The following is a 22,551-nucleotide window of genomic DNA, read 5'->3' on the forward strand; positions in this document are numbered from 1 at the left end:
TCTCAACCCTACGGCTTCGATGTGTCGATTGAATGACTGCTTCCGGCAGGCAGCAGGCTTCGTGGCGCCGCTCGTCGATTACCGGGCACTCTGGCGTTGCCGCGGCATTCAACCGCACATGCAAAGCAGACGGGAGTGAGTGCCATGCCACGCGGCGACAAGGACAAATACACCGACAAGCAGAAGCGCAAGGCCGAACACATCGAGGAAAGCTACGAGCAAAAAGGCGTGCCCAAAGAGCAGGCCGAAGCGCGTGCCTGGGCCACCGTGAACAAACAGTCCGGTGGAGGCGAGAAGAAAGGTGGCTCGGGTAAGGCTACATCCTCCAGCGAGAAGAAAACTGCCCGCTCGGACTCGGCCAAACGGGCGGCGAAGTCGCGCCAAGGTCATTCCCGCACATCGGGCAGCTCCCTGGAAACCCAGAGCAAGCAAAGCCTGATGAAGGAAGCGCGCAGCAAAAACATCAAAGGACGCTCCACCATGACCAAGGCACAGTTGGTGGAAGCGCTCAAGCACGCATGACCACAAGCCCTGAACCGGGCGCAATCCCTGTGCGGGCGTGCCCGCGAAGAACGCAATGTGATGCATGGCACCGGCTACGCCGGTGTCCGCCACAGCATCAACCATTCCCGGCGATATCCGCCGTGTCGGCATCCCGGCAACTGTTGCGGGATGCGCATACGAATTCCGCCTCGGCACGTGTGGGGTAGTTGAGGGTCAGGCGCAGCTTTTCCTGTGTGTCATAAAGGTCATAGCCCTCCCCTAACGTTGCGGGAAAGCCAAGACTACGCGGGTAAATCTCTTTCTTTAGCGGCACAGCGGGAACCACAACAAAGCGCATCTGCATGATCATCCCCCTCCCGGCAGTCTCTTAGTATTAGTACTGCTACGGGAAAGCATCAAGTTGACTCATGCAAACAATCGCAATACCCCTGCGAGCCTATCAGCCGAAGTGCTCCCTTGACGCACGTCAAGCCGCTGGGCCGGGTTCGCGCGACGATGGCTGCCAGCAAGGAACGAATCGAAAACCGCCATGCGCATTGTGCTCAAGGCCATCGCCATCGAGCACTGTGCGCGGCCTTGGATAAGGAGTCCCACATGAGCCACCTGAACCACGTACTGGTAGCAACCGACCTGTCCACCTCCGCCCGCAACGCGGCAGAGCGCGCTGCGCACCTGAGCAAGGCGCAGCAGGCATCGCTGGACCTGCTGTACGTTGCCAACCCGGCCCCCTTCGAGCGCTTGAAGCAGTTGGTCGCACCTGGTGATGATCTGCTGAAGCGCGTGCTGGATACCGCTGGCGAAAAAATCCGCGCACTGGCTGCAATGCTGTTCCAGCGCCATGACATCGCCGCTGGCGTGCAGGTAGCGCATGGCTCGGTGACCACGGAGATCACCCGTGTGGTGCAGGATAAACGCAGCGACCTGCTGGTATGCGGGGCGAAGGGCCAGAGCGTCGCGCGGCGCCTGCTGCTGGGCTCCACGGTGCAGAAGATGCTGAACCGCATGCCCTGCCCTTTGCTGGTGGTCAAGCAGGCGCCACGCGATGCCTACCGGACCTTGCTGGTTGCAGTTGATTTTTCGCCTTCGTCACTGCGCTCCATCGAACTGGCAAAAGCCATTGCCCCACAGGCCGAGATCATTCTGTTGCATGTTTACGAAGCGCCGTTCGAAGGCAGCATGCGTTTCGCCCACATCGACCATGAGACCCTTGCTCACTACCGCAATGTCATCCGCAAGGATGCGGTCCAGCAGCTCGCGGCCTTGAGCGAAACCGCCGGAGTGGCAGATGCTCGGCAAATCGTGGTGCATGGCGACCCTGCCTGGCGGATTGCCGAGCAGGAACAAGAGCTGGAATGCGACCTGATCGTGGTTGGCAAGCAAGGGGAAAGCGCGCTTGAAGAGCTGCTGATAGGCAGCGTCACCAAGCATGTGCTGAACGAATCCCAGTGCGATGTGCTGGTATCGCCATAAGATGCATGTGATGTGGAGGACACGTGCCTGTCCTTCGCGGACAGGCGACTCATTGGTTAAGTGAGGTTTTGTAGGAGCAGCCTTGTGCTGCGAAGAGGCCGGGACAAGCAATACAAAGGCTTTGTCAGTACCGGCCTCTTCGCAGCACAAGGCTGCTCCTACAATGGACGCTTCAAACGAGCGATATTTGTTCTCTGCGCTCCCATCCAACAGCGGGCGCTCTGCGCAAGGCGTTTCATCGATTGCGCTGATGATTACTATCGAGCGACCCGCATGTTGGCCAGGCGAAACCGCCCCCTATAATCCCCGGCAAATTTCCCCCGCTCCTCGCGCCTGCTTCAGGCGACATCCCTCTCTTGGAATCCAATACCATGCCAAGTGCCAGCCAGGCCCCTCGCGGCCTCCCCGAACATGATCAACAAAGCGTCAGCCAGCAGTGGCTGGCAATCCTTTCGGTCGCCGTCGGCGCTTTCGCCCTGGTGACCAGCGAGTTCCTGCCGGTGGGCGTACTCAACGATGTCGCCAGCGACCTTGGCATCAGTGCAGGCCACGCCGGCCTGATGGTCACCCTGCCCGGCATCATGGCCGCCCTCGCCGCCCCACTACTCTCGGTGGGCATTGGCGCTCTGGACCGTCGCTACCTGCTGATCGGGCTGACGCTGATCATGATCATCGCCAACGCGGTAGTAGCCTACGCCAGCGACTTCAACCTGCTGCTGTTCGGCCGCGTGCTGCTGGGCGTGAGTATCGGCGGCTTCTGGGCAACGGCCATTGCCCTCAGCGGCCGCCTGGCGCCAAAGGGCGTGGGCGTAGCCCAGGCCACCTCGATCATCATGGTCGGCGTAACCCTGGCCACCGTGCTGGGCGTGCCGGTGGGCACCTGGTTGAGTGGCCTGATGGGCTGGCGCATGACCTTCCTAATAACCGCGCTACTGGGCATACCGGTGCTGCTGGCGCAGATCCTGTTGCTCCCGCGGCTCAACCCGGACAAAGCCATTCGCATCAGCGACCTGCCGGCCCTGTTCATCAACCCACAGGCGCGGGTTGGCCTGATTGCCGTGTTGCTGATCGGCCTGGCGCACTTTGCCGCGTACACCTATGTCGCGCCCTTCTTCAAACAAAGCTCCGGCTTCGATGGGCCTACCATTGGCTCGTTGCTGCTGCTTTATGGCGTGGCCGGGGTATTCGGCAATATCTTCGCCGGTTTCGCCGCCAACCGCAGCGTACGTCACACCCTGCTGCTGGTAGCGCTGATGATCGGCACCAGCACTGCCCTGTTCCCTCACTTCGCCACCGGCATGACCGGTGCCGCGATGCTGATCGGGTTGTGGGGCTTCGCCTTCGGCGCGTTCCCGGCCTGCGCCAGTATCTGGATGTTCGTCGTCGCGCCCAAGGATGTCGAACGTGGTATGCCGCTGTTCGTTGCCATGTTCCAGGTGATCATTGCACTGGGCTCGTTCTTCGGCGGTCGGATCGTCGACCAGCTGGGCAGCTCGGTGTTGCTGAGCCTGGCCACGGCCCTGGTGGGTTGCGGTTTCGCTACGGTGCTGGTGCTGGGGCGTAACGTCAGCAACAGCCTGGCGGCGCAACCTGGCTGACCAAACCATCGCCGGCCGGGCCGCAAAGCGGCCCCGAATTGCTTGACTGACAGGTATTGGGGCGCTGGCTGATTTTTTACGCTCTTTTTACGACTGAGCCGGCAGACAGAAGGAATACTGGGCGCGCGATGCTCAGGGATGGCATGCATTTATACCCGCCAGTCCAGAGAAACCTTTCGTGAGCCAGTCCACCGTTATCGCAAATCAATCCCTTCCCGCCAAGTCCAACCCTGTCGGCATGCTCGTCGCCGCTGTCGGCGTGGTGTATGGCGACATCGGCACCAGCCCGCTGTACACCCTCAAGGAGGTGTTCGCCGGGCACTATGGCGTACAGGCCAACACCGCTGGCGTACTCGGAGTGCTGTCGCTGGTGTTCTGGTCGTTGCTCTGGGTGGTATCGCTCAAGTACGTACTGTTCATCCTGCGTGCCGACAACCAGGGCGAAGGTGGCATCATGGCCCTGACCGCCCTGGCGCATCGGGCGGCGGCGCCCTACCAGCGCCTGGGCAGGATACTGGTGCTGCTCGGCTTGTTCGGCGCCGCGCTGTTCTACGGCGACAGCATGATCACGCCGGCGATTTCCGTTCTATCGGCCGTCGAGGGCCTGCAACTGGCCTTCGACGGTATCGAGCATTGGGTCGTGCCACTGTCGGTGGTGGTGCTGGTGGCCCTGTTCCTGATCCAGAAGCATGGCACCGCGCGCATCGGCATCCTCTTCGGGCCGATCATGGTGCTGTGGTTCGTCGTGCTGGGTGCACTGGGCCTGCACGGCATCGTCCAGCGCCCGGAGGTGCTGCAGGCACTCAACCCGCTCTGGGCGGTGAAGTTCTTCGTGCTGCACCCGGGCATGGGGGTTGCGATCCTGGGCGCAGTGGTGCTGGCGCTGACCGGCGCCGAAGCGCTCTACGCCGATATGGGGCACTTCGGCCGCAAACCCATCGCCCGGGCCTGGTTCCTGCTGGTGCTGCCCGGCCTGGTACTGAACTACTTCGGCCAGGGCGCGCTGATCCTCGGCGACCCGCAGGCAGTGCGCAACCCGTTTTACCTGCTGGCGCCCGAATGGGCCCTGCTGCCCATGGTCGGGCTGGCCACGCTGGCCACCATCATCGCGTCCCAGGCCGTGATTTCCGGTGCGTTCTCGCTGACGCGCCAGGCCATCCAGCTGGGTTACGTACCGCGCATGTTCATCCAGCACACCTCCAGCGAGGAACAGGGGCAGATCTACATCGGCATGGTGAACTGGGCACTGATGGTTGGCGTGGTGCTGCTGGTGGTCGGCTTCGAGTCGTCCGGGGCACTTGCGGCAGCCTATGGCGTAGCCGTGACCGGGACCATGCTGATCACCACACTGCTGGCTTCGGCAGTGGTGCTGTTGCTGTGGAAGGCACCACGCTGGCTGGCGGTGCCGATGCTGCTGGCATTCCTGCTGGTCGACAGCCTGTATTTCGCCGCCAATGCGCCGAAGATCCTCCAGGGCGGTGCATTTCCGGTGATTGCCGGCCTTGCACTGTTCACCCTGATGACTACCTGGAAGCGCGGGCGACGGATGATCGTCGAGCGGCTGGACGAAAGTTCGCTGCCGCTGGACCTGTTCATTACCAGCCTCAAGGCCCAGCCGCCTCACCGCGTGGGCGGTACTGCCGTATTCCTGTCCGCCAGGCCCGAGGCGGTGCCTCACGCCTTGCTGCACAACCTGCTGCATAACCAGGTACTGCATGAACAGGTGGTGCTGTTGACCGTCGTGTTCGAGGACGAGCCACGGGTCAACGCTGGCAAGCGCTTTGAGGTCGAGGAGTTTGGTGACGGTTTCTTCCGCGTGAGCCTGCATTTCGGCTTCATGGAGGAGCCCGACGTGCCGTTGGCGTTAAGCCGCTGTCAGCGTGCGGACCTTGAGTTCGGCCCCATGCGCACCACTTATTTCCTCAGCCGGGAGACGGTCATTGCAGGCAGGCAGATGGGCATGGCCCGCTGGCGTGAGCACCTTTTTGCCTTCCTGCTGAAGAATGCCAACAGCAACCTGAAGTACTTCAAGCTGCCGCTGAACCGGGTGATCGAGCTTGGCACCCAGGTCGAGATCTGAGCAGTCATGAAGCTTGAGGCTGCCAGGTACTGAAAGGGCCTGGCAGCCGCTTCGTCGAAAGGCTGCGCACTGCGGAACTTAAAGGGCAACCTTATGTCGTATCCGCACTCAAATTTCCTCCCCTGCGCCTTTTGGAGGCGAACAAACATGAAAAAAACCCTGGTAGCCGTCTTTACCTGTGCCCTGGCGCTCGGCGCAACTGCATTGTTGCCTGCCGATGTCTCGCCGATTGGTTCCGCATATGCCAAAGGTAATGGCAATGGCGGTGGCAAAGGTGGGTTCAACGGTAATGGCGCCGGCTACGAGAGTGATCATGCAGGCAAGGCCACCCGCAACCATGGCGAGAGCGGCAATCACTATGGAAGCCTGCGCAATGATGACAACGGCCGTGGCACTACCCGGTCCGGCATTGCCCATTCCAAGGAACACAACAAGGCCGGGCGCTCCTCTTCGAAGCACGATCGATAACTGAAAGCACACATGGCGTGCGCTCGAACCGGGCGATGCGGTTGATGGCACCGGCTGCGCCGGTGTTCGCGGGTAAACCCGCTCCTACAGGTACGGCGCATTCCTTCAGCTGGTGGGGTCCCTGTGGGAGCGGGCATACCCGCGAAGCAGGCGACGCCGTGGATGGCACCGGCTGCGCCGGTGTTCGCGGGCGCGCACGCTCCCACAGGTATGGCGCATTCCTTCAGCTGGTGGGGTCCCTGTGGGAGCGGGCATGCCCGCGAAGCAGGCGACGCCGTGGATGGCACCGGCTGCGCCGGTGTTCGCGGGCGCGCCCGCTCCCACAGGTATGGCGCATTCCTTCAGCTGGTGGTGCCCCTGTGTGCGGGTTTACCCGCGAAGCAGGCGACGCGGTGGAAGGCACCGGCTACGCCGGTGTTCGCGGGCGCGCCCACTGCCACAGTCTGGTGCCCGCCAGACCTCAAACCCTGAACCGCGCCACCAACGCCGCCATCTCCCCCACCAACCCCGACAACGCCTTGCTCGCCTCACTGGTCTGCTGCGCCCCTGCTGCCGAGGATGTCGACAGCTCGCGAATGTTCAGCAGGTTGCGGTCCACCTCTCGCGCCACCTGGGCCTGCTCTTCGGCTGCACTGGCAATCACCAGGTTACGCTCGTTGATCTCGCCGATCGCACTGTAGATACCCTCAAGCACCTGCCCCGAGGCCAGTGTCACGTCCAGCGTCGACTGGGCACGACTGGTACTGGCCTGCATCGAGGTCATGGCCGCTTCGGTACCCGCCTGCACGCGCCCGATCATCTGCTCGATTTCCTGGGTCGACTGCTGCGTGCGGTAAGCCAGCGTACGCACTTCATCAGCCACCACCGCAAAGCCGCGCCCGGCCTCGCCCGCACGGGCGGCCTCGATGGCGGCATTGAGCGCCAGCAGGTTGGTTTGCTCGGACACCGAGCGAATCACTTCCAGCACCTTGCTGATGTCCCGCACCTGCCCGACCAGTTGCTCCAGGTGTGCGCTGCTGGCCTGGATCTCCCGAGTCATGGCCTCGGTGCCGTCGATGTTGTCGTTGACTTGCCGGCGGCTTTGCGCCGCCAGCTGGTTGGATTCGCTGGTGGTCTGCGAGGTGGTGATGGCATTGCGCGCAACCTCCTCGACAGCCGTGGTCATTTCGGTAACGGCGGTAGCGGCCTGCTCCAGCTCCAGGCCCTGCTGGCGCAGGTTGTTGGCGCTTTCCTCGGTGACCGTATTCAGCGCCGTGGCGGCTGCGTCCAGCTGCCTGGCACAGTTGCTGATCTGCCCCAGAGTGTCGCGCTGGCTCTGCTGCATGCGCTCAAGTTCATGGAACAGCTGGCCGATCTCGTTACTGCCCTGCCCCTGCACCGGCACGCTCAGGTCGCCGCCGGCAATGCGCTGGAAGTGCCGGCCAGCTTCGCGCAGCGGGTGCAGCACGCGCTGGGCAATAAAGGCCCAGCACAGCACCGCCAACACCAACGTCACGCCTAGCAGCCCCAGGCTCAGCAGTTGGGCGCGCGCCAGGCGCCGGTCGGATTCCAGCATGATCTGCTGACCGCGCTCACTCAATGCGCCGACCAGTTGCTGGCGCAGCGCCTGCAGCCGGCCCATGGCGTTGCCGGCGTCGGTGTTGACCTTGAAATACTGCTCGAGTGAACGTTGACGGGTTGCCTCACGCTGCCCGGCGACCGCCTTGGAATACTCGCCGTAGGTGGCCTGCAGTGCCGTTGCCAGTGCGTGCAGCGCAGGCTCGCGGGCGTTTTCGACAAACTCGTCCACCAGCTTCTGGCTCTTGTCGTTCAGCTCGACCGACAGCGCCATGCGCTTGTTGGCGCTTTCCTCATGACCACCCAGCTGCTCGATGAAGCCCGAGGACACATTGGCACTGGCGCGAATCGCCATCAGCAACGCATTGTTCAACCGGTCCGACTGGTGCGCGGTCTGGTCCAGTTCGGTGATCTGCTGGTCGCTGCCCACCGCCGCCCGCCAGGCACTGACGGTGGAAAACAGCAGGGTCACGCTGAACAGCGACAGCACCCAGAACATTCCGGTGCGGATCTTCAGGTTGGCAAGCATGGGGGCAGTACTCCTTGTTGGCACCACTTCTGGTCGATGATTCGACGGTGGGTGTGCTGCTATCGGAGGTACTGCCCCAGGCTTGAGGCGCCGGAGTACGGTTATGGGCGGTAACCGAACAGATGTTGTCGAGGCACAGACCGGGCGACGGGCAACAAGCCGCCCAGGCGGGAACTTCAACGCTCCAATTCGGTCGATAGCATCCGCTCGCCCTCCAACCTGGCCCGCCCCCCCTGCCGAGTCTTCCGCCGATGCCCAGCACACCTGTTCTGTCAGCCCTGCTCCTGTTGTTCAGCGCAATCACGGCACAGGGCGCACTGGCCGGCGAACGCTACGCGCCCACGCGCAGCAACAATGCCTCGACGGTGCTGATCGAAACCGCCTCGCAACAGTATGCCGACGGCCAGCTGGACCAGGCGGCGGCCACCCTGGAGCGTGCGCTGCACATTCAACCGAACAACCCGGCAACGCTGCACTACCTTGGCGTTTTGCGCCTTCAGCAAGGGCAGTATGAACAGGCCGAAACCCTGGCGCTTCGCTCCAACCTGCGTGTTGGCAACAATCACGCCCTGCGCAGCCGCAACCTGCAGCTGATAGAAGCCGCGCACAAGGCCCAGGGCTCGGGCATTCTGCCGACGGCTGCGCACTGACGGCGATCGGACGCTGCGCGTCAGGCCACCATCGACCTTCTTTGCACCCACGCGCATTACCCGGTAAAGTCGGCGCCAGGGCGCTGGCTGCGCCTGCGGTCCGCGCCAAGGGGTTTCCCGAGCCAAGCATCATCACATTCCCATACCAGCTCCCGGCTTGTCGGCGGACCGAGCCCCAAAGGAGTTGGCATGCCCGCCATCAATGCATCCCGCCACCACGGCCTGCTCGACCTGCCCGCCTTGCGCAAACGCGCCAAACGCTTGCTCACCGCCCTGAAAAACCACAAGGCCGACGACACCCGCGAGCAGCTACGCGCACTCGGCCTGCCTGGCCCTGACTACCGGCTTGCCGATACCCAATGGCTGGTGGCCCGCGAGGCCGGTTTTGCCAGTTGGCCCAAGCTCAAGGCCCATGCCGATGCCGTCGCTTTTGCGGCACGCCACCCTGGCTTCACCGCCGATGACGAGGCAGCCGTGCAGCATTGGCGCTGCGGCAACGACATCGCCCACAGCTTGCGCACGGCCGGTTTTGCCGGTGCCTTCCAGATGTTCGAGGACCCCATGGTCATGGGGCCGGTCTGCGCACTGCCCGAGGAGCAGTATTGGCAGGTTCGGGCCGCTTACATACAGCAGGCGTTCAACCTGAGCATCCAGGACGTTGAGCAACGCCAAGCGGCACAGCGCACCGCCCTGGCCGGCTTGAACAGCGACAGCAAGATCGTGCTGTGGTGCGAGGGTGACGCTTACGACCAGCTGTTCCTGATCCGCGTACTCGCCAGCCTGCCCAGCCTGCCGCGCCGCTTGGAGCTGATCGAAATCACCCAGGTACCTGGCGTCGAGCGCTTCATCGGTATCGGCCAGCTGGCCCCGGACTTGCTCGCCTGGCTATGGCCACAACGTCGCGCGCTGGGTGAGGACGTGCTGGCCCTGGCCCGCCAGACATGGGCAGCCTATACCGCGCCTGACCCAAGGGCCTGGGCTGCCCTGGCGGGCCTCCAGCATACGGCCTTGCCGTTGCTGGGCCGGGCCCTTGCGCGGCAACTTCAGGAACTGCCGGGGGCGAACGACGGCTTGAGCCTCACCGAACGCCTGCTGTTGCGCATTCTGGCCTCACGCGGCGAGCTGCCGGCCGGACGTGTGTTTGCCCAGTTGATGATGCAGGATGAACCGCTGCCTTACCTGGGTGACATGATGTTCCATGTTTTGCTGCAGCCCCTGATCCATGCACCGCACCCGCTGCTGCTGGAAGGCCCGGGCGAGTCTTGGGCGCAACGGCCGTTGCGGCTGACCGCACTTGCCGAGCAGGTGCTGGCGGGGCAGGCGCATTGGCTTGACCACAACCCTGCGCAGCGCTGGGTGGGTGGAGTGGTTATCGATGCCGCGGACAAGCCCTGGGTGGTCAGCGAACAAGGCGGAGTGTGGCAGCGCAAATAGCCCGCTCAAGCTTGATCAGGTAACGCGGTGGATGGCACCGGCAAGTCAGCTCTCATGGAACTACCCATAACTCATTGCATTAGCAGGGCCCCTGTGGGAGCGGCTTTAGCCGCGAACACCGGCGCAGCCGGTGCCATGCACCGCGTTGGGATCTTCGCGGCTAAAGCCGCTCCCACAGGGTACGCGGACCGCTTGCGAATTCAGTTCTCTACTCGACAGCGCAGCCCAAAGGGCTGGGTGATCGCCCACAGGGATTGCGCTGGACCGATGTTGCAATCGCCTTCGCCGCCTGCGCCAAACGTTGTGTAGCCAGCCGGATTTCATCCATGTCCAGCGAGGCAAACCCGAGGCGCAAGGCATTTTCCGCATGACCAAACGGCGAAAACTGCCGGCCACTGCGTACCACCAGGTCCAACTCCAACGCCTTGCCAACCAACTGATCCACATTGATCTCGTCAGCAAACCTCACCCACAGCGCCAGCCCACCTTCCGGCTCGCGCACGGTTACCTGCTCGCCAAAGGCATCGCGCAAGCAAACCAACAGGGTCTCTCGACGTCGGCGATACTCCCGGGTGACCCGACGCAAGTGCTTCTTCAGTTCGCCATCATTGATCAAGTCCGCCAGCATCTGCTGCATCACCGCATCACCCTGCCCCAGGGTCAGCGTCGCCCTGCGTTCGAGCGCCGCAGCCACCTCCGCCGGCGCCACGATGAAACTGCAACGGAACGTACTGCCCAGGGACTTGGACAATGAGCCAATGTAGATCACGTGCCGCTGCTGACGGTCGCTGGCCAGCGGCAGGTAAGGCCTCCCGGCAAAGTGGTATTCATGGTCGTAGTCTTCCTCGACCACGCAGAAGTCGTGCTGCCGCGCCAGTTCCAGCAACTGCTGCCGGCGCCCGGCAGGCAGGCTGACCGTGGTCGGGAACTGGTGATGGGGTGTGATGTACAGCATGCGTACCTGGTGCAGCCGGCACAGTGCATCGATCTGCTCGACCCGACAGCCCTCCTCATCCAGGTCCACGGTGACCAGCCGGGCGCCCAGCTGGCGGAAGATCTCCCACGCGGGCGGATAGCTCAGGCGTTCGACCAGCACAACGTCACCAGGCTTGAGCAGCACGCTAGCCACCAGGTACAGCGACATCTGCACGCCCTGGGTCAGGCAGATATGCTCGGCGCCAACGTTCAGGCTGCGATTGTGCCGCAGCATGTCGGCCAAGGCGCTGCGCAGGGAGTGGCTGCTGCACGCGCTGCCATGGCGCACGGTGTTGGCGGCAAAGCTGTTGCGCAAGGCATTACGGTAATAGCGGTGCAGAACGGTCTGCGGCAGCAGGCGGTGGTCACAGGCGCCGTTGTCAAAGAACAGCGCACCCGGCCGATCCTGCTGCGCGGCAGCCTGTTCGTTGGCCGCGAAGTAGGCAACGGCAGGCTCCTCCTGTAGCACCAGGGCAAAAGGCTGCGCTGCATCGGGCTCGGCCAGGGTGCCAGCCGCCAGCTGCCGACTGACGAAGGTGCCACGGCGCTGCACGCTTTCCAGCCAGCCTTTGGTCTCGGCTTCCTCGTAGGCGAGGATCACCGTCTTGCGATTGACGTTCAGCAGTTGCGCCATTTCCCGCGTGCCGGGCAACGGCGTACCGGGGCGCAGGCGGCCCTCGGAGATCGCGGCTACCAGGCCCTCGACGATCTGCCTGTACGAAGCCTGCGGCTGCGCCCCGTCGAGCTTGAGCAGCGGCTGCCATTTGCGAAGCTGGACCATGTGAATTAACCGAAACTGGAGGTTCTACTGGTCCTGGACTATAGCAACAATCGAACCTCCACTTGCCCCGAGATGCCCATGCAGAACCGCCACGTCATTGAATTGTCGCCCTCGGGCAAAACCTTCGACGCCAGCCAGGAGCTGCTGCTCGATGCCATGCTCGCCAGCGGCCTGCCGGTGCCCTTCTCATGCCGCCGCGGCGCCTGCGGGTCGTGCAAGGTCAAGGTGGTGTCGGGGCAGTATCGGGACAAGCAGCGGACGGCAGACATGCCGGCGCCCTGCTACCCCCTGGCCGACGACGAAATGTTGCTGTGCCAGAGCCACGCCTGCAGCGACATGCGCCTGGAAATCCCCGGCTGGTCCCTGGAAACCCAGACACTGGAAATCCACGCGCAGGTACATGGTAAACGCGAACTGAGCGCCGATATCATCGAACTGGTGCTGCAGCCTGCACAGCCGTTGGCGGTACGGGCTGGCCAGTACGTACGCATTCGGCTCGCCAACGGCGATAGCCGCTGTTTTTCCATCGCCAACCTGCCCGACCGGGACCAGGGGAAACTGGTGTTTCACATCCGCAAGGTAAGCGGCGGCCTGTTTACCGAACGCCTGCTGCCAACCCTGCAAGCAGGTGACACCTTGAAGCTGGAAGGGCCGGTGGGTGCCTGCACCTGGCAGCACGAGGACCAGCGGCCCCTGGTGCTGTTCGCCACTGGCACAGGTTACGCCGGCATCAAGCCATTGCTGCTGACCGCCCTGGCAGGTGATGCCGAGGTCACGTTGTACTGGGGCGGCAGATCGGACGCCGACTTCTATGACCGTGAGTTTCTCGATCAGGCCAGCCGTGCACACGCTCACTTTCGCTGGTACCCGGTGCTATCGGACCAGGCGCGGGTGCAGCAGGTAGCGCTGGCCCAGGCCCATCGCTGGGCCGACACCCAGGTCTATGCCTGCGGCAATGCGGCGATGATCAGCCAGGTTCGCGAGCAGTGCCTCGCGGCAGGCCTGCAGGCCCATCGTTTTGTCGCGGAGGCTTTCGTTGCCAGCGGCACACTGGCGCCAGAGGCTTCAACAGCCAGCCCGTTGCACCCGGAGCTTGAAAAAGTCGGCCCACGCTACTCGCTGGACGGCATGCTCGCTGCCCGCGAGCAGTCGGTGCGGGCCGTTGCTGCGATAGCGAACCAGCTGAAAGTCGGCATGACCACTGCCCAGGCGCTGGAGATGGCCGCGCAAACCTTGCAGGCGATGGGTGCATCGCACACCTGGCACCCGACCTACATCCGCTTTGGCGACGACACCGTGCGCACGCCGCGCCAAGGCATTGATCTGCAACGTGTATTACGTACTACGGATATCGTCGTGGTCGACGTCGGCCCGGTATGGGATGGCTATGAGGGCGACTATGGCGACACCTTCGTGTTCGGCCAGCACGAGCTGCACCACGCCTGCGTCAAGGCACTGCATGAGGTGTTCGACGAAACCCGCCAGGCCTGGGGCCGTGGCCTGACCGGGCGCGAACTGTACGACTTCGCCGAGCGCAGTGCCCAGGTAAAAGGCTGGCAGCTGGAGCGCAACCTGGCCGGGCATCGCATCGCCGACTTCCCGCATGTGCTGTATGGGCAGGACAAACTGGCCGAGGTGGAAATCGTCCCGAGCGAAGTGGTGTGGGTGCTGGAGATCCAGTTGTGCCACCCTACCGAGCCGGTCGGGGCGTTTTTCGAAGACATCCTGATTGGCGAGGCCAGGTCGGTCTCCTGAGGTGAAAATTTAGCAGGGGCCCGGTAGGAGCAGCCTTGTGCTGCGAAGAGGCCGGTACAGGCAACAGATACGAATTGTCAGTACGGGCCTCTTCGCAGCACAAGGCTGCTCCTACAAAGGACGCGCCAAGTGAGCGATATTTGTTTTCAACGCGCCAGCGCAGCTCAAAAGGCCGGGCATTCGTCAACAGAACAACAGCCCGGCAGGTACACCCTCAAGCGCCGAGCGAATCCACAACGCTTCGCAGCTTGCCCCGGGTCATCTCCGTGCACGCCTGCATGGGCTCTCGCAGTTCGTCGGTCATCAGCCCCTGCAGCTGCAAGGCCGCCTTGACCACAGCCGGGTTGGGCTCGGCAAAGGCCATCTTCATCCAAGGCAGCAATTGGTAGAACGTGCCGCGCGCGGCTACCCAGTCGCCATGGTCGACCTGCTGCAGCATGCGCACGTACAGGTCGGCGCGTACATGCGCCGAAGCAGAAATGGCCCCTGCGCCACCCAGGCACAGGTTGTTGAAGATCTGCACGTCCTCACCGGCCAGCACCTGGGCGTGGCCGTCCTGGATCAGGGCCATGGTGGTCTCGCTGTCACCGCCGCAGTCCTTCACCGCCGCGATGCGCGGGTGGCGCACGATGCGGCGCAGGGTTTCACGCTCGATACGTACCCCGGTGCGGTAGGGAATGTCGTAGACGATCACCGGTACGCTGGCGGCATCCGCCACGGTGCTGAAGAACGCTTCGATGCCGGCCTGCGAAGGCCGGATGTAGCACGGCGCAGGGACCAGCAGCCCGCCAATCTCACGCCGCTGGATTTCAGCCTGGAAGGCCAACAACTCGCGCAAGTTGTAGCCCGACAAGCCCATCACCACCCTGCCCGGCTCCACCCAGGCCAGCACGGCATCCAGCACGGCCAGTTGTTCGGCCTTGGACAGCGCCGCCGCCTCGCCCGTGGTACCGCACACCACAAAACCGGCCACACCCTCTTCGAGCAGCTTCTTCACCAGTTTTTCCAGGGCGGCGAAGTCGACTTCATTGGCGCGCAATGGCGTGACGAGGGCAATCCAGATACCACGGAAATTCGACATGCAAAAACTCCTGATGTTGACCGAAAGTCAGCGTCAGCAGAGCGGAGAGTCGAAGTGGTCTGGCAGGGATACCTGGCGCCTTCTGTCTCGTCAGCCCACCTGACGAGACAGCGCGCCTCGGTCAGATGAGCGGCTGTTTCTTGGATTTCTTGGCAACGGCAACGCACGCGCCTGCCTGGGCGATGAAGCCCGAAGCGAAAATGGCGTGGTTGGAAATGGACATGCCGGCAAGCCCGTTGCGTGGATATGGCTGGATAATGGTGGCGCGGCGCACTCGGTGTCAACACCGAGATAGCAAACCCATCCGGCTGCGCTGGTGTTCACTGCCAAAGCCGCACAGAGATCTGTGGGCCCGATCTTGTACAAGAGACATTTGATCAGTCCAGCATCCACCCAGCATCACCCTCCTCCAGCACACCACCGTGATCCGTCCGGTCACCTTTACGCGCCACGGCCGCGCCTTCAATCAGGAAATGCTCGGCTCCACTCTCAATCACGGCACCGCACGTGGTCCGATCCCCCACCCTGGCAACCGCCCTGCCGTTGAAGATGTACGTTGCACTGCCGCTTTCTACCTCGTTGATGCCATGCAGCGGGCAGACATGTCGATGGCCTACAAGTACGACAGGATTCATTGGGTCTCTCCTTCTGATGGCCCGGTGCGAGATTCACGGTCTATCTCCTCTGGCCAATTAACCTTGGGTGCCAGGCAATGCATGTGGCTCAGGCCATCGTCATCGTTCCAGTCACGGGGTGGGTGTACGAACTTCGGCAGGGCTTCGGGGCCTTGCTGCATGAATAGCCGGGCGATGGCCCAGTAGGCTTCACCGTGGTACAGGTCGTGGGTGAAGAAGACGCGGTCGATGACTTCGTTGGTTTCCGGGTTGCGGACCGACAGCATGACGTTTTCGATCAGCCCACCGTGGCCGGGGGCGTAGACTCGGTAGACTTCGGCGGTTACGTCGTCCCAGTTGTAGGCGACCGGTTTAACGCCCCAGTGTTTGCGGCTGAACAGATAGATGTAGTGGAATCTGAATTGATAGAGATAAATTTTGCGTCGCAGGCGATTGAAGCGGATTGGTTCGTCCCTTGGGAGCATTAGGTCGATCTTTACAAAGGACGCAACAGCCCACATTCCAATCAGAGGCACCAGCACTATAATAACAGCAACATACCAGTCACGCGACCAACTAACATCCAGCATAAGCAAATACAAATATATAAGCGCACCAGAAGACGCGATCAACCCTGGAATGCCCAGCAGGACCGCAACACCACGCAAACTGACAGTAGATCGAGGAAGCTCCAAGTACACTTTATCTAGATAGTTAGGTGATGGATTTATATCCTCAAAACTAAAACGCGGAACCTTCTGCGAGCTGACATCAGGCAGATCATAACTCCAACAAAGAGCCCGCCGAGCCCTGAACTTAGCTTTCACTCATTAGCCTCCTTGGCACAAACCTCAACATAGGCATTCGGCACATTCCTATCTGGCCAATACATCACTAAAAGTGTCGCAGCTCTAATATTATGCAGCCCGATAGTCGGCATAAGTTCCACAGCTCCGGTGATTTCCAACCTGGACACATGCAAGCCACCTAAGCCCCACGATCGTCGCTGTTTATTCACCAAAAAATCACTTTTGTAGTCAGGCGACCTTGGCTGAGAAAAGCCAGGGAGTTTTACAGCTTTAGCAAGATCCTTGACTGGAAAGGCCTGATATTCATCAACAATAAGAGTCTCACCGCCGAAAAATTCGGGGAAGGTTCCGTCACCCTGTCGATGTACTACTAGAGTCCAACGAAAGGCCGAGTTCTGATCACTGTACCCAGGCAATTCAATTCGAAACTTAAGTTGATGTTCTAGCTCCAAGCTGACCAAGCCACCTATCTTGGAGGCAGCCGGATCGCTTGAGCGCCTGGATTCGAAATGAACCCCCACATACACGCCTAGCGTGGCCGCATTAAGCTCTGCAAATGCAATATCTGCATACTCAGGAACATCCCAATGCACAGCTGGCTTTTCATCAGCCTTACCAAAGTAGCAGCGTCGTGCCCAGCGCTCTAGTGCGGTAGATTCGCTTCCCTCAGCCAACTTGCTGATTGCGTAGGCAGTGAGCGCCAGCACTACAGCCAGACCTAAAGGCCCTAATACAAATGACTTAATAACTGCATAGGCAAATACCCCAGTGGAGATGCCATATACGAACCCTGCACCATAATAAAGCGCTCCCGCCTTACTATCCGCTGCTGTCAGTGCGCGTTTAGCAGCAGAAAATGCTTGCACCGTGTCAAAAATCCCAGCTATCGCACTGACCATTGCACCGAGCCTTATCAGCGACACTCCAGCTCCGGACGTGCTTTTAGCCCATGACTCAGCCATGTGGCCGGTACTTGATCTCAAAATGAGCCCAACCAGTTCGACTTGCCCTCCCAACAGGCCCAACTGCGATCCTTGCAACGCCAATTTGGCCTCAAACGCCTTGGGCCCAATCTCCGTTTCCGCCTTTTCCTGATTCCTGCCCAGGCTGTCCTGCTGCAGATACAACCCGCCTGTCGCCAGCAGGACTTCCCAGCTGCCAGCAATCCCGCGCAACCCGGAAAAACTGGTTTTTACCAATCGGGCCGCCTGCTGCGACGTGATCTTCATCCCCTGCAATAATTTGCGCGCATCGGCTTCCAACGTCCCTGCCGCCACCGAGATATCCACCAAGGCAAGCTCCGCCGCGCTGCTCGCCTGGGTCACGCCCATGCTGGCCTCCTTGAACAGCCGCCCATGCACTTCCTCGGCCTTGCCCTCGACCCACACCGTCACGCTGATCATCGAATTGGTGAACCGTGGATCGAGCACGGCCAGGCTCATCAGCCCGTGCTGGATGATCGGCCGCACCTTGCGCATGGCCTTCATCGAGCCAAACTCGAAGTCATCGATATTGCGGCGCATCCGGTCCCGCGCCTCGGCGATCGACGCATTGGCCTTGTGCTGCAACTCCCGGAGGTGGGCGCTCTGCAACGCGTAGTACTCGCCCAGCTTCATCTTCACTTCCAGTTCGATCAGGTGGACGCCGTTGTAGAGAAACTGCGTGGCGCTGTTCAAATGCCGCACAGCCTTCTGAATACCAGGTGACAAACATGGCGCCAGCCGCTGACTGGCCGCATTGAGCGCACCCTGCGTTTCAGCAATGGCCTGCTTGAGGGTATTGCGCATGCGCAAGCCGGCGTCATCGCTGGCGATGATCTTGCTCAGCATGCCGTAGAGCTTGTCGCTGTCGTTCCAGCTGATCGCTTCTGTGGCGGAGAAACTGGGCAGCAGCCCGGCCAGCAGTGCCTGGTCGCGTATCAGCAAGGCACGGTAGGGCGGGCTGTCCGGGTCCTGCAGCCATTTCAGCCAGAGCAGTTCGCTGGTGCCGGAAGCGGGAACATGCGGTTCAAGGCGGGGGACGACAGCTTCCGTAACCCCACCGCCCAGGCACAGGGCCATGGTCTTGGCGTAGGCCACCCCGGACTCACGATCGTTACCGTCGTAGTCGTACGCCTCGGCCACCTTGAACATGGGCGTATCGAACAAGGCAACGTACGCCTGCGCGTCCTTGTCGATGTAACGCTGAAACTCACGTTCCTGCTGCTCATAGTCAGCCTGGAACGCGGCCCGCTGCGGTTCGTGGTAGCGCTCTTCAAGCCGCTTGTCACTCTCCTGCTGTGCACGCTCGACCAACAGCTGCCGCTCGACTGCCGGGTCGGTGAACACCGGCGGCCCATCACCCGTCATCGGTTCCAGCGACGGCACCTTCTGCGCCGCCCATTCCCTGTGCGTGGCGCGAATGATCTGCAGGATCTGCGAGGTCTGCAGCTGATAGGCGCGCATCGGTTCTTCACGCCAGGCCTGACGCTTCACTACCCAGTTCAGCCGCTGATGGTTGTACTCCTGAATCAGCCCGACAGTGTCGTCGAGCACCACCGCCAGCACGCCGTTTTCCAGCTTGTGCCGGTTGATCGCATTGACCAGATACCCTCGCAGGGCGAACCGGCGCAACCAGCGGCTGTGGAAGCCATGCGCACTGTCGAAGGGGGCACAGCCATGCTGGGCGTACTCGAACACCTGCTGGTCGACCCCAAGCTTATCGGGCGTCATGGCGATGCCTAGGAGCTCGGGATTGCTGCGGGCCTGGATCAGGTCCAGGCCCTCGAAGCGATGCGCAGGCGACGCGCCGCTCTTGTAGGCGTTCAGCACGCTCACCGGCCAAGGATCGCTGGAGAAGGCCAGCCAGGCGCTGGCGTACCTGCTGGTATCGATGTTGAGAAAGGCCGAAGGAATGTCGTGATCTGCGTTCACGCATTTTTCGGGCAGCGGGGAAGGCGGGCCATCTGGCGGCTCGTAAGGGTTGAAGCGGCGCAGATGACCTTGCTCGCTGACGGCATAGGCATGCCAGACCTGCTGGTCGAGCAGCACATACAGGAAGCCCCTGCGCAAGGTGCGCAAGCCGATCTTTGTCGAGATATGCCGGTTATCCGCCACGGTGGAGACACACTCGGGGCGGGTATCGGGCACCAGGGCGCGGCGCAGCGGCAGGATCGGCAGGCCCTGGCGCTCGCAGAACATGCACTGGTCGTGCGGCAGCCCGGCTTCGGCGATCGCGAGGGCAATACGTTGGCTGATGGTCATGAGCGATTCTCGGATTTCGGCAGGCATTCGATCAGTTGGCGCCATTGCGCCTCGGAGTAGCGGGCGAGCAACGCGGCAAGAGGCGCCTGGCCTCTGGCCGCTGCATCGATCATTTCGCCCACCGCAGGTACGGTATGCAGCCTCGGGTGAATGCACAGGTGATGGAGAGCGAAGGCCACGATGTCCTCCATCTCGCTCAGGCCCAACCTGCGTGCATCATCGATATGGTTCGAAGCACGCACCGCAGCAAACGGTGGAATCTGACACTGATTGATGTGCTGCGAACCCGCCCGCAACACTCTCCAGGTAGCCAGCACACGTTCGATCAGCCCCACGTCATCCTGAATTCGCCGCGCAGGGGTCGGCAAAGGGTGTCGCTGCCCGCTCTGCCCTTTCAGGCTTGCCAACCTCCCACCGCTACTCAGGAACAACCAGTCACTGATCGGCCACCATGGGCCTTGTTCAAGCCGCTCGAACGTCGCCGCAAGCAACTCCAGCCGGACGGGTTCGTAGACCGGGTAGCAGCCAAATTCCCGATTGGAATCGGGTAGCCGACACAAGGCCGTGAGATGGGACGCGACAGTGGCCGAAGGCGCCTCACTGAACAGCCAGCCACACAGGTAACGCCGTTGCTGAAACAACGCCCTCTGCGCCGCTCGGGCGGTCAGTTCCAACAGACGGCGACTGGGGACCATGCCGGGCGAAGCCAGGCAGACCAGTACGGGATGCAGTTGGGGGGCATGGGCCAGGTCGGCCCGGTGCACACGGGTCAATGCCTGCTCACCCAGGGCATTGCGCAGCGGGGCAAGCACGCCGTGGTCGCCATCGTGAGCAGTCGCAAGCGGATCTATCAGCACATGGCAGTACAAGTGCGCCCCATGATGGCTTTCGATGAGCCTCGCCAGGTTGTCAGTGCGCATCAGGCCTTGGCCTCGCACTTGTTGCTGGCGTCAGGCGCAAGCGTAAGTGGCTGGCTGTTTCCAGCCCCTGACGCAGCCGCGCTGGTTTGCCCCAACAGCTCGAGCTTCAGCCCGTTGATAGTGATGCCCTGCCCGTCCAGCACAATGCTGCCGCCCGCGGTTCTGAACTCGATGCGCTCACTGGCGCGCAGCTGATAGATCGTCGTATGTTGCTCCATGCCCTGCCCGACGGTGACCTTTTGCGTACCTTTGACGACCAGCTCGGCGTCTTTCCCGACAAGGGCCCTGTGATTGGCCCCTGTTGATTCGCTACGGTCGTTGCCTATCTTCTCGATCAGGTCCTGCTTGATGTCTACGTGGCAGGTTTGCCCAATGAGCTGGGTATGGTCACCCCCGGTTTCCTGGCGGAAGTCATTGCCGATATTCAAGTGCTCATCATTGCCGACCTGCTCGACACGATTACGCCCCACACGCGTGGTCTCATCATTGCCGACTACATTGTTCTGGTCCCGTTGGGCATGGATGAACACTTCTTCCTTGCCGAGTTCGTCCTCGAAGCGCAGCTCGTTGAAGCCATCGCCCTTGTGGGTCTGGCTCTTGATGGTCATGCGCGTCTTGTGTTCGGGCAGGTCGTACGGCGGCAGCTGGTCGCCGCAATAGGTACGCCCGGTGATCATCGGCTGGTCGGGGTCGGCGTTGACGTACTGGACGATCACGTCCTGGCCAATGCGCGGGATGGCCATCGAACCCCAGCTACCACCGGCCCAGCCTTGCGACACGCGCACCCAGCAGGAGCTGAACTCGTTGTTCTCGCTCTCCCGGTCCCAGGGGAAGCTCACCTTGACCCGGCCCCACTCGTCGCAGTAGATCTCTTCCCCGGGCGGCCCGACGACCGTGGCCATGTGCGGGCCGTCGATGCGTGGCTTGGGCAACGGCGCCGGGCGCCATTCGATTCGGCCGGGCACCAGCACGGCTTCCTGCGAGTAGCGCGTTCCTTGTTCGGCCCCGGCAGCTTCTTCTTGCAGGCTGGTGAACTGGCTGCCCTCGTGATGTACACGCATCACACGCCAATGGGCGTTGAGGTCTTTGCGCGGGTGTTCGATGAGGGTAAAGCTCAGCCCCGGTTGCAGCCGCACATCGTCACCCTCGACTTCGGCAATACGGGCGTCATGGCGCAGAGCCGTCAAGCGCGTGGCGGTGAAGGGTACTCCGACCGCATCACGCTTGTAACGGCCGGGGTAGTCGAAGCGCTCGTAGTCCCGGGACTGATGGGTGATGCCACTGTCACCTGCGCGGTGTTCCTGCCGGTACTGCGGGTTGGTGAAGGTGTAGTCCCGCTGCACCTGACGTGCAGTGCGCACCTGTTCGCTGTAACGCAGGCGGCGCAGGCAAGGCCTGGCCTGGTCGCCACCGCTGTTGGCACGGTACAGCACCTGGTCGGGGCCGATGTCGTCTTCGTCGAAGAAGTCTTCATCCTCGTCGTCGGCCTTGATCGCGCTCCTGCTGATCTGTCCCAGCGCCAGCAATCGGTCGGTGATGACCAGTTGGTGATGTTTCGGCGTGTGCTCGAAGCGATAGACGAAACCCTCTTCCCCCGCCAGGCGGGCGATGAAATCGAGGTCCGTTTCACCGGCCTGTACGCAGAACTCGCGCACCTGATGCTCGCCCATGCTGTTGATTTCGAAACGGGCAATGCCCTGGCGCTTGAGCATCAATTCGAGAATCTGCGGCACGGTTTTCTGCTGGAAGATGCGCCAGTTCGAACGTAAGCCGGCACGGGCCAGCACGGGCTCGACCAATGCGCGGTAACGGGTGCGATAGAACCCCGTCTCACCCTGGCTGAAACTGCTGACCAGGCCGTGCACATAGCGCAGGGGGCGCTCACCGCGCCAGATCGTGAACAGCACTGGTTGGTCGAGCAACTGGCCGAAGTCGACCTCGTCTTCAAAACTGATCAATTCCAGCTTCAGCTGGAACGGTGAGCTGATCATTTCGTCGAGTTCGAACGAAACCACCTCGAAGTCAATCTGGCCAGCGAGCGGCTGGAAGGTGAAGCGCAAGTCGGATTGGCTAGGCATGCGGAT

18 protein-coding genes are annotated in these 22,551 nt (G+C 62.0%); 8 read left to right on the plus strand and 10 right to left on the minus strand.

Going from position 1 to position 22,551, the window contains the following annotated elements:
* The first annotated feature begins 144 nt into the window (after positions 1-144).
* The gene (locus tag IMX18_RS13205) at positions 145-522 is read left to right on the plus strand and encodes a hypothetical protein (RefSeq protein ID WP_015270021.1); all 378 of its coding nucleotides are present in this window, start codon (positions 145-147) and stop codon (positions 520-522) included.
* Between the two features lie 97 nt (positions 523-619).
* Here the strand turns inward: IMX18_RS13205 and IMX18_RS13210 are convergent, their stop codons facing one another.
* Positions 620-853 (minus strand): hypothetical protein, encoded by a 234-nt coding sequence (locus IMX18_RS13210; protein WP_003259758.1) that lies wholly within the window; start codon positions 851-853, stop codon positions 620-622.
* Between the two features lie 245 nt (positions 854-1,098).
* Between IMX18_RS13210 and IMX18_RS13215 the strand changes: the two genes are divergently transcribed.
* The 4 genes from IMX18_RS13215 (at position 1,099) to IMX18_RS13230 (ending at position 6,120) form a co-directional block, all read left to right on the plus strand.
* Positions 1,099-1,974 (plus strand): universal stress protein, encoded by an 876-nt coding sequence (locus IMX18_RS13215; protein WP_015270020.1) that lies wholly within the window; start codon positions 1,099-1,101, stop codon positions 1,972-1,974.
* Between the two features lie 371 nt (positions 1,975-2,345).
* Positions 2,346-3,572, plus strand: coding sequence for an MFS transporter (locus tag IMX18_RS13220; RefSeq protein WP_013972141.1), 1,227 nt, complete (start codon positions 2,346-2,348; stop codon positions 3,570-3,572).
* A gap of 238 nt (positions 3,573-3,810) precedes the next feature.
* Complete coding sequence (locus IMX18_RS13225; protein WP_080604860.1) at positions 3,811-5,652, plus strand: potassium transporter Kup; 1,842 nt, start codon at positions 3,811-3,813, stop codon at positions 5,650-5,652.
* A 147-nt stretch (positions 5,653-5,799) separates the two neighbouring features.
* Entirely contained in the window at positions 5,800-6,120 is a 321-nt protein-coding gene (locus IMX18_RS13230; protein WP_015270018.1) for a hypothetical protein, read from the plus strand.
* A gap of 460 nt (positions 6,121-6,580) precedes the next feature.
* On the opposite strand, the gene IMX18_RS13235 is transcribed toward IMX18_RS13230, so the two are convergent.
* On the minus strand, positions 6,581-8,206 hold the full coding sequence (locus IMX18_RS13235; RefSeq protein ID WP_217190478.1) for a methyl-accepting chemotaxis protein: 1,626 nt from the start codon (positions 8,204-8,206) through the stop codon (positions 6,581-6,583).
* Between the two features lie 251 nt (positions 8,207-8,457).
* Here IMX18_RS13235 and IMX18_RS13240 point away from each other — a divergent pair, with 251 nt between their 5' ends.
* The gene (locus IMX18_RS13240; protein WP_015270016.1) at positions 8,458-8,856 is read left to right on the plus strand and encodes a tetratricopeptide repeat protein; all 399 of its coding nucleotides are present in this window, start codon (positions 8,458-8,460) and stop codon (positions 8,854-8,856) included.
* A gap of 189 nt (positions 8,857-9,045) precedes the next feature.
* Positions 9,046-10,290: a DUF1835 domain-containing protein gene (locus IMX18_RS13245; RefSeq protein WP_015270015.1), complete on the plus strand. Its 1,245-nt coding sequence runs from the start codon at positions 9,046-9,048 to the stop codon at positions 10,288-10,290.
* A 208-nt stretch (positions 10,291-10,498) separates the two neighbouring features.
* On the opposite strand, the gene pdxR is transcribed toward IMX18_RS13245, so the two are convergent.
* On the minus strand, positions 10,499-12,046 hold the full coding sequence (pdxR, locus tag IMX18_RS13250) for a MocR-like pyridoxine biosynthesis transcription factor PdxR (RefSeq protein WP_015270014.1): 1,548 nt from the start codon (positions 12,044-12,046) through the stop codon (positions 10,499-10,501).
* A 78-nt stretch (positions 12,047-12,124) separates the two neighbouring features.
* Here pdxR and IMX18_RS13255 point away from each other — a divergent pair, with 78 nt between their 5' ends.
* Complete coding sequence (locus tag IMX18_RS13255; RefSeq protein WP_191472840.1) at positions 12,125-13,801, plus strand: NAD(P)H dependent flavin oxidoreductase family protein; 1,677 nt, start codon at positions 12,125-12,127, stop codon at positions 13,799-13,801.
* A 214-nt stretch (positions 13,802-14,015) separates the two neighbouring features.
* On the opposite strand, the gene dapA is transcribed toward IMX18_RS13255, so the two are convergent.
* From dapA to IMX18_RS13290, 7 genes are all read right to left on the minus strand, one after another.
* A complete protein-coding gene (dapA, locus tag IMX18_RS13260) occupies positions 14,016-14,882 on the minus strand; it encodes a 4-hydroxy-tetrahydrodipicolinate synthase (RefSeq protein ID WP_015270012.1) in 867 nt (288 codons plus the stop codon).
* Positions 14,883-15,003: 121 nt separating this feature from the next.
* Positions 15,004-15,156, minus strand: a complete 153-nt coding sequence (locus IMX18_RS13265) for a hypothetical protein (protein WP_023661540.1) — start codon at positions 15,154-15,156, stop codon at positions 15,004-15,006.
* A gap of 103 nt (positions 15,157-15,259) precedes the next feature.
* Positions 15,260-15,517 (minus strand): PAAR domain-containing protein, encoded by a 258-nt coding sequence (locus tag IMX18_RS13270; protein WP_015270011.1) that lies wholly within the window; start codon positions 15,515-15,517, stop codon positions 15,260-15,262.
* The gene (locus IMX18_RS28030) at positions 15,514-16,323 is read right to left on the minus strand and encodes a DUF6708 domain-containing protein (protein ID WP_224765925.1); all 810 of its coding nucleotides are present in this window, start codon (positions 16,321-16,323) and stop codon (positions 15,514-15,516) included. The genes IMX18_RS13270 and IMX18_RS28030 overlap by 4 nt, the downstream gene beginning before the upstream one ends.
* Positions 16,320-19,547 carry a T6SS effector BTH_I2691 family protein gene (locus IMX18_RS13280; protein WP_223175421.1) on the minus strand — a complete coding sequence of 1,076 codons (3,228 nt, stop codon included), beginning with the start codon at positions 19,545-19,547 and terminating at the stop codon, positions 16,320-16,322. The genes IMX18_RS28030 and IMX18_RS13280 overlap by 4 nt, the downstream gene beginning before the upstream one ends.
* Complete coding sequence (locus IMX18_RS13285; protein ID WP_015270008.1) at positions 19,544-20,467, minus strand: hypothetical protein; 924 nt, start codon at positions 20,465-20,467, stop codon at positions 19,544-19,546. Before IMX18_RS13285 ends, IMX18_RS13280 begins: the two co-directional genes overlap by 4 nt.
* Positions 20,467-22,545, minus strand: coding sequence for a type VI secretion system Vgr family protein (locus IMX18_RS13290; RefSeq protein WP_015270007.1), 2,079 nt, complete (start codon positions 22,543-22,545; stop codon positions 20,467-20,469). The genes IMX18_RS13285 and IMX18_RS13290 overlap by 1 nt, the downstream gene beginning before the upstream one ends.
* Positions 22,546-22,551 lie beyond the last annotated feature (6 nt).

This window comes from Pseudomonas shirazica, from assembly GCF_015168335.1.
In the GTDB taxonomy this organism is placed as follows: domain Bacteria; phylum Pseudomonadota; class Gammaproteobacteria; order Pseudomonadales; family Pseudomonadaceae; genus Aquipseudomonas; species Aquipseudomonas asiatica.

Excerpts from the sequence above, each read along its gene's own strand:
- IMX18_RS13205 (WP_015270021.1), top strand. The coding sequence starts at position 145 with ATGCCACGCGGCGACAAGGACAAATACACCGACAAGCAGAAGCGCAAG.
- IMX18_RS13210 (WP_003259758.1), bottom strand. The coding sequence starts at position 853 with ATGATCATGCAGATGCGCTTTGTTGTGGTTCCCGCTGTGCCGCTAAAG.
- IMX18_RS13215 (WP_015270020.1), top strand. The coding sequence starts at position 1,099 with ATGAGCCACCTGAACCACGTACTGGTAGCAACCGACCTGTCCACCTCC.
- IMX18_RS13220 (WP_013972141.1), top strand. The coding sequence starts at position 2,346 with ATGCCAAGTGCCAGCCAGGCCCCTCGCGGCCTCCCCGAACATGATCAA.
- IMX18_RS13225 (WP_080604860.1), top strand. The coding sequence starts at position 3,811 with ATGCTCGTCGCCGCTGTCGGCGTGGTGTATGGCGACATCGGCACCAGC.
- IMX18_RS13230 (WP_015270018.1), top strand. The coding sequence starts at position 5,800 with ATGAAAAAAACCCTGGTAGCCGTCTTTACCTGTGCCCTGGCGCTCGGC.
- IMX18_RS13235 (WP_217190478.1), bottom strand. The coding sequence starts at position 8,206 with ATGCTTGCCAACCTGAAGATCCGCACCGGAATGTTCTGGGTGCTGTCG.
- IMX18_RS13240 (WP_015270016.1), top strand. The coding sequence starts at position 8,458 with ATGCCCAGCACACCTGTTCTGTCAGCCCTGCTCCTGTTGTTCAGCGCA.
- IMX18_RS13245 (WP_015270015.1), top strand. The coding sequence starts at position 9,046 with ATGCCCGCCATCAATGCATCCCGCCACCACGGCCTGCTCGACCTGCCC.
- pdxR (WP_015270014.1), bottom strand. The coding sequence starts at position 12,046 with ATGGTCCAGCTTCGCAAATGGCAGCCGCTGCTCAAGCTCGACGGGGCG.
- IMX18_RS13255 (WP_191472840.1), top strand. The coding sequence starts at position 12,125 with ATGCAGAACCGCCACGTCATTGAATTGTCGCCCTCGGGCAAAACCTTC.
- dapA (WP_015270012.1), bottom strand. The coding sequence starts at position 14,882 with ATGTCGAATTTCCGTGGTATCTGGATTGCCCTCGTCACGCCATTGCGC.
- IMX18_RS13270 (WP_015270011.1), bottom strand. The coding sequence starts at position 15,517 with ATGAATCCTGTCGTACTTGTAGGCCATCGACATGTCTGCCCGCTGCAT.
- IMX18_RS13280 (WP_223175421.1), bottom strand. The coding sequence starts at position 19,547 with ATGACCATCAGCCAACGTATTGCCCTCGCGATCGCCGAAGCCGGGCTG.
- IMX18_RS13285 (WP_015270008.1), bottom strand. The coding sequence starts at position 20,467 with ATGCGCACTGACAACCTGGCGAGGCTCATCGAAAGCCATCATGGGGCG.
- IMX18_RS13290 (WP_015270007.1), bottom strand. The coding sequence starts at position 22,545 with ATGCCTAGCCAATCCGACTTGCGCTTCACCTTCCAGCCGCTCGCTGGC.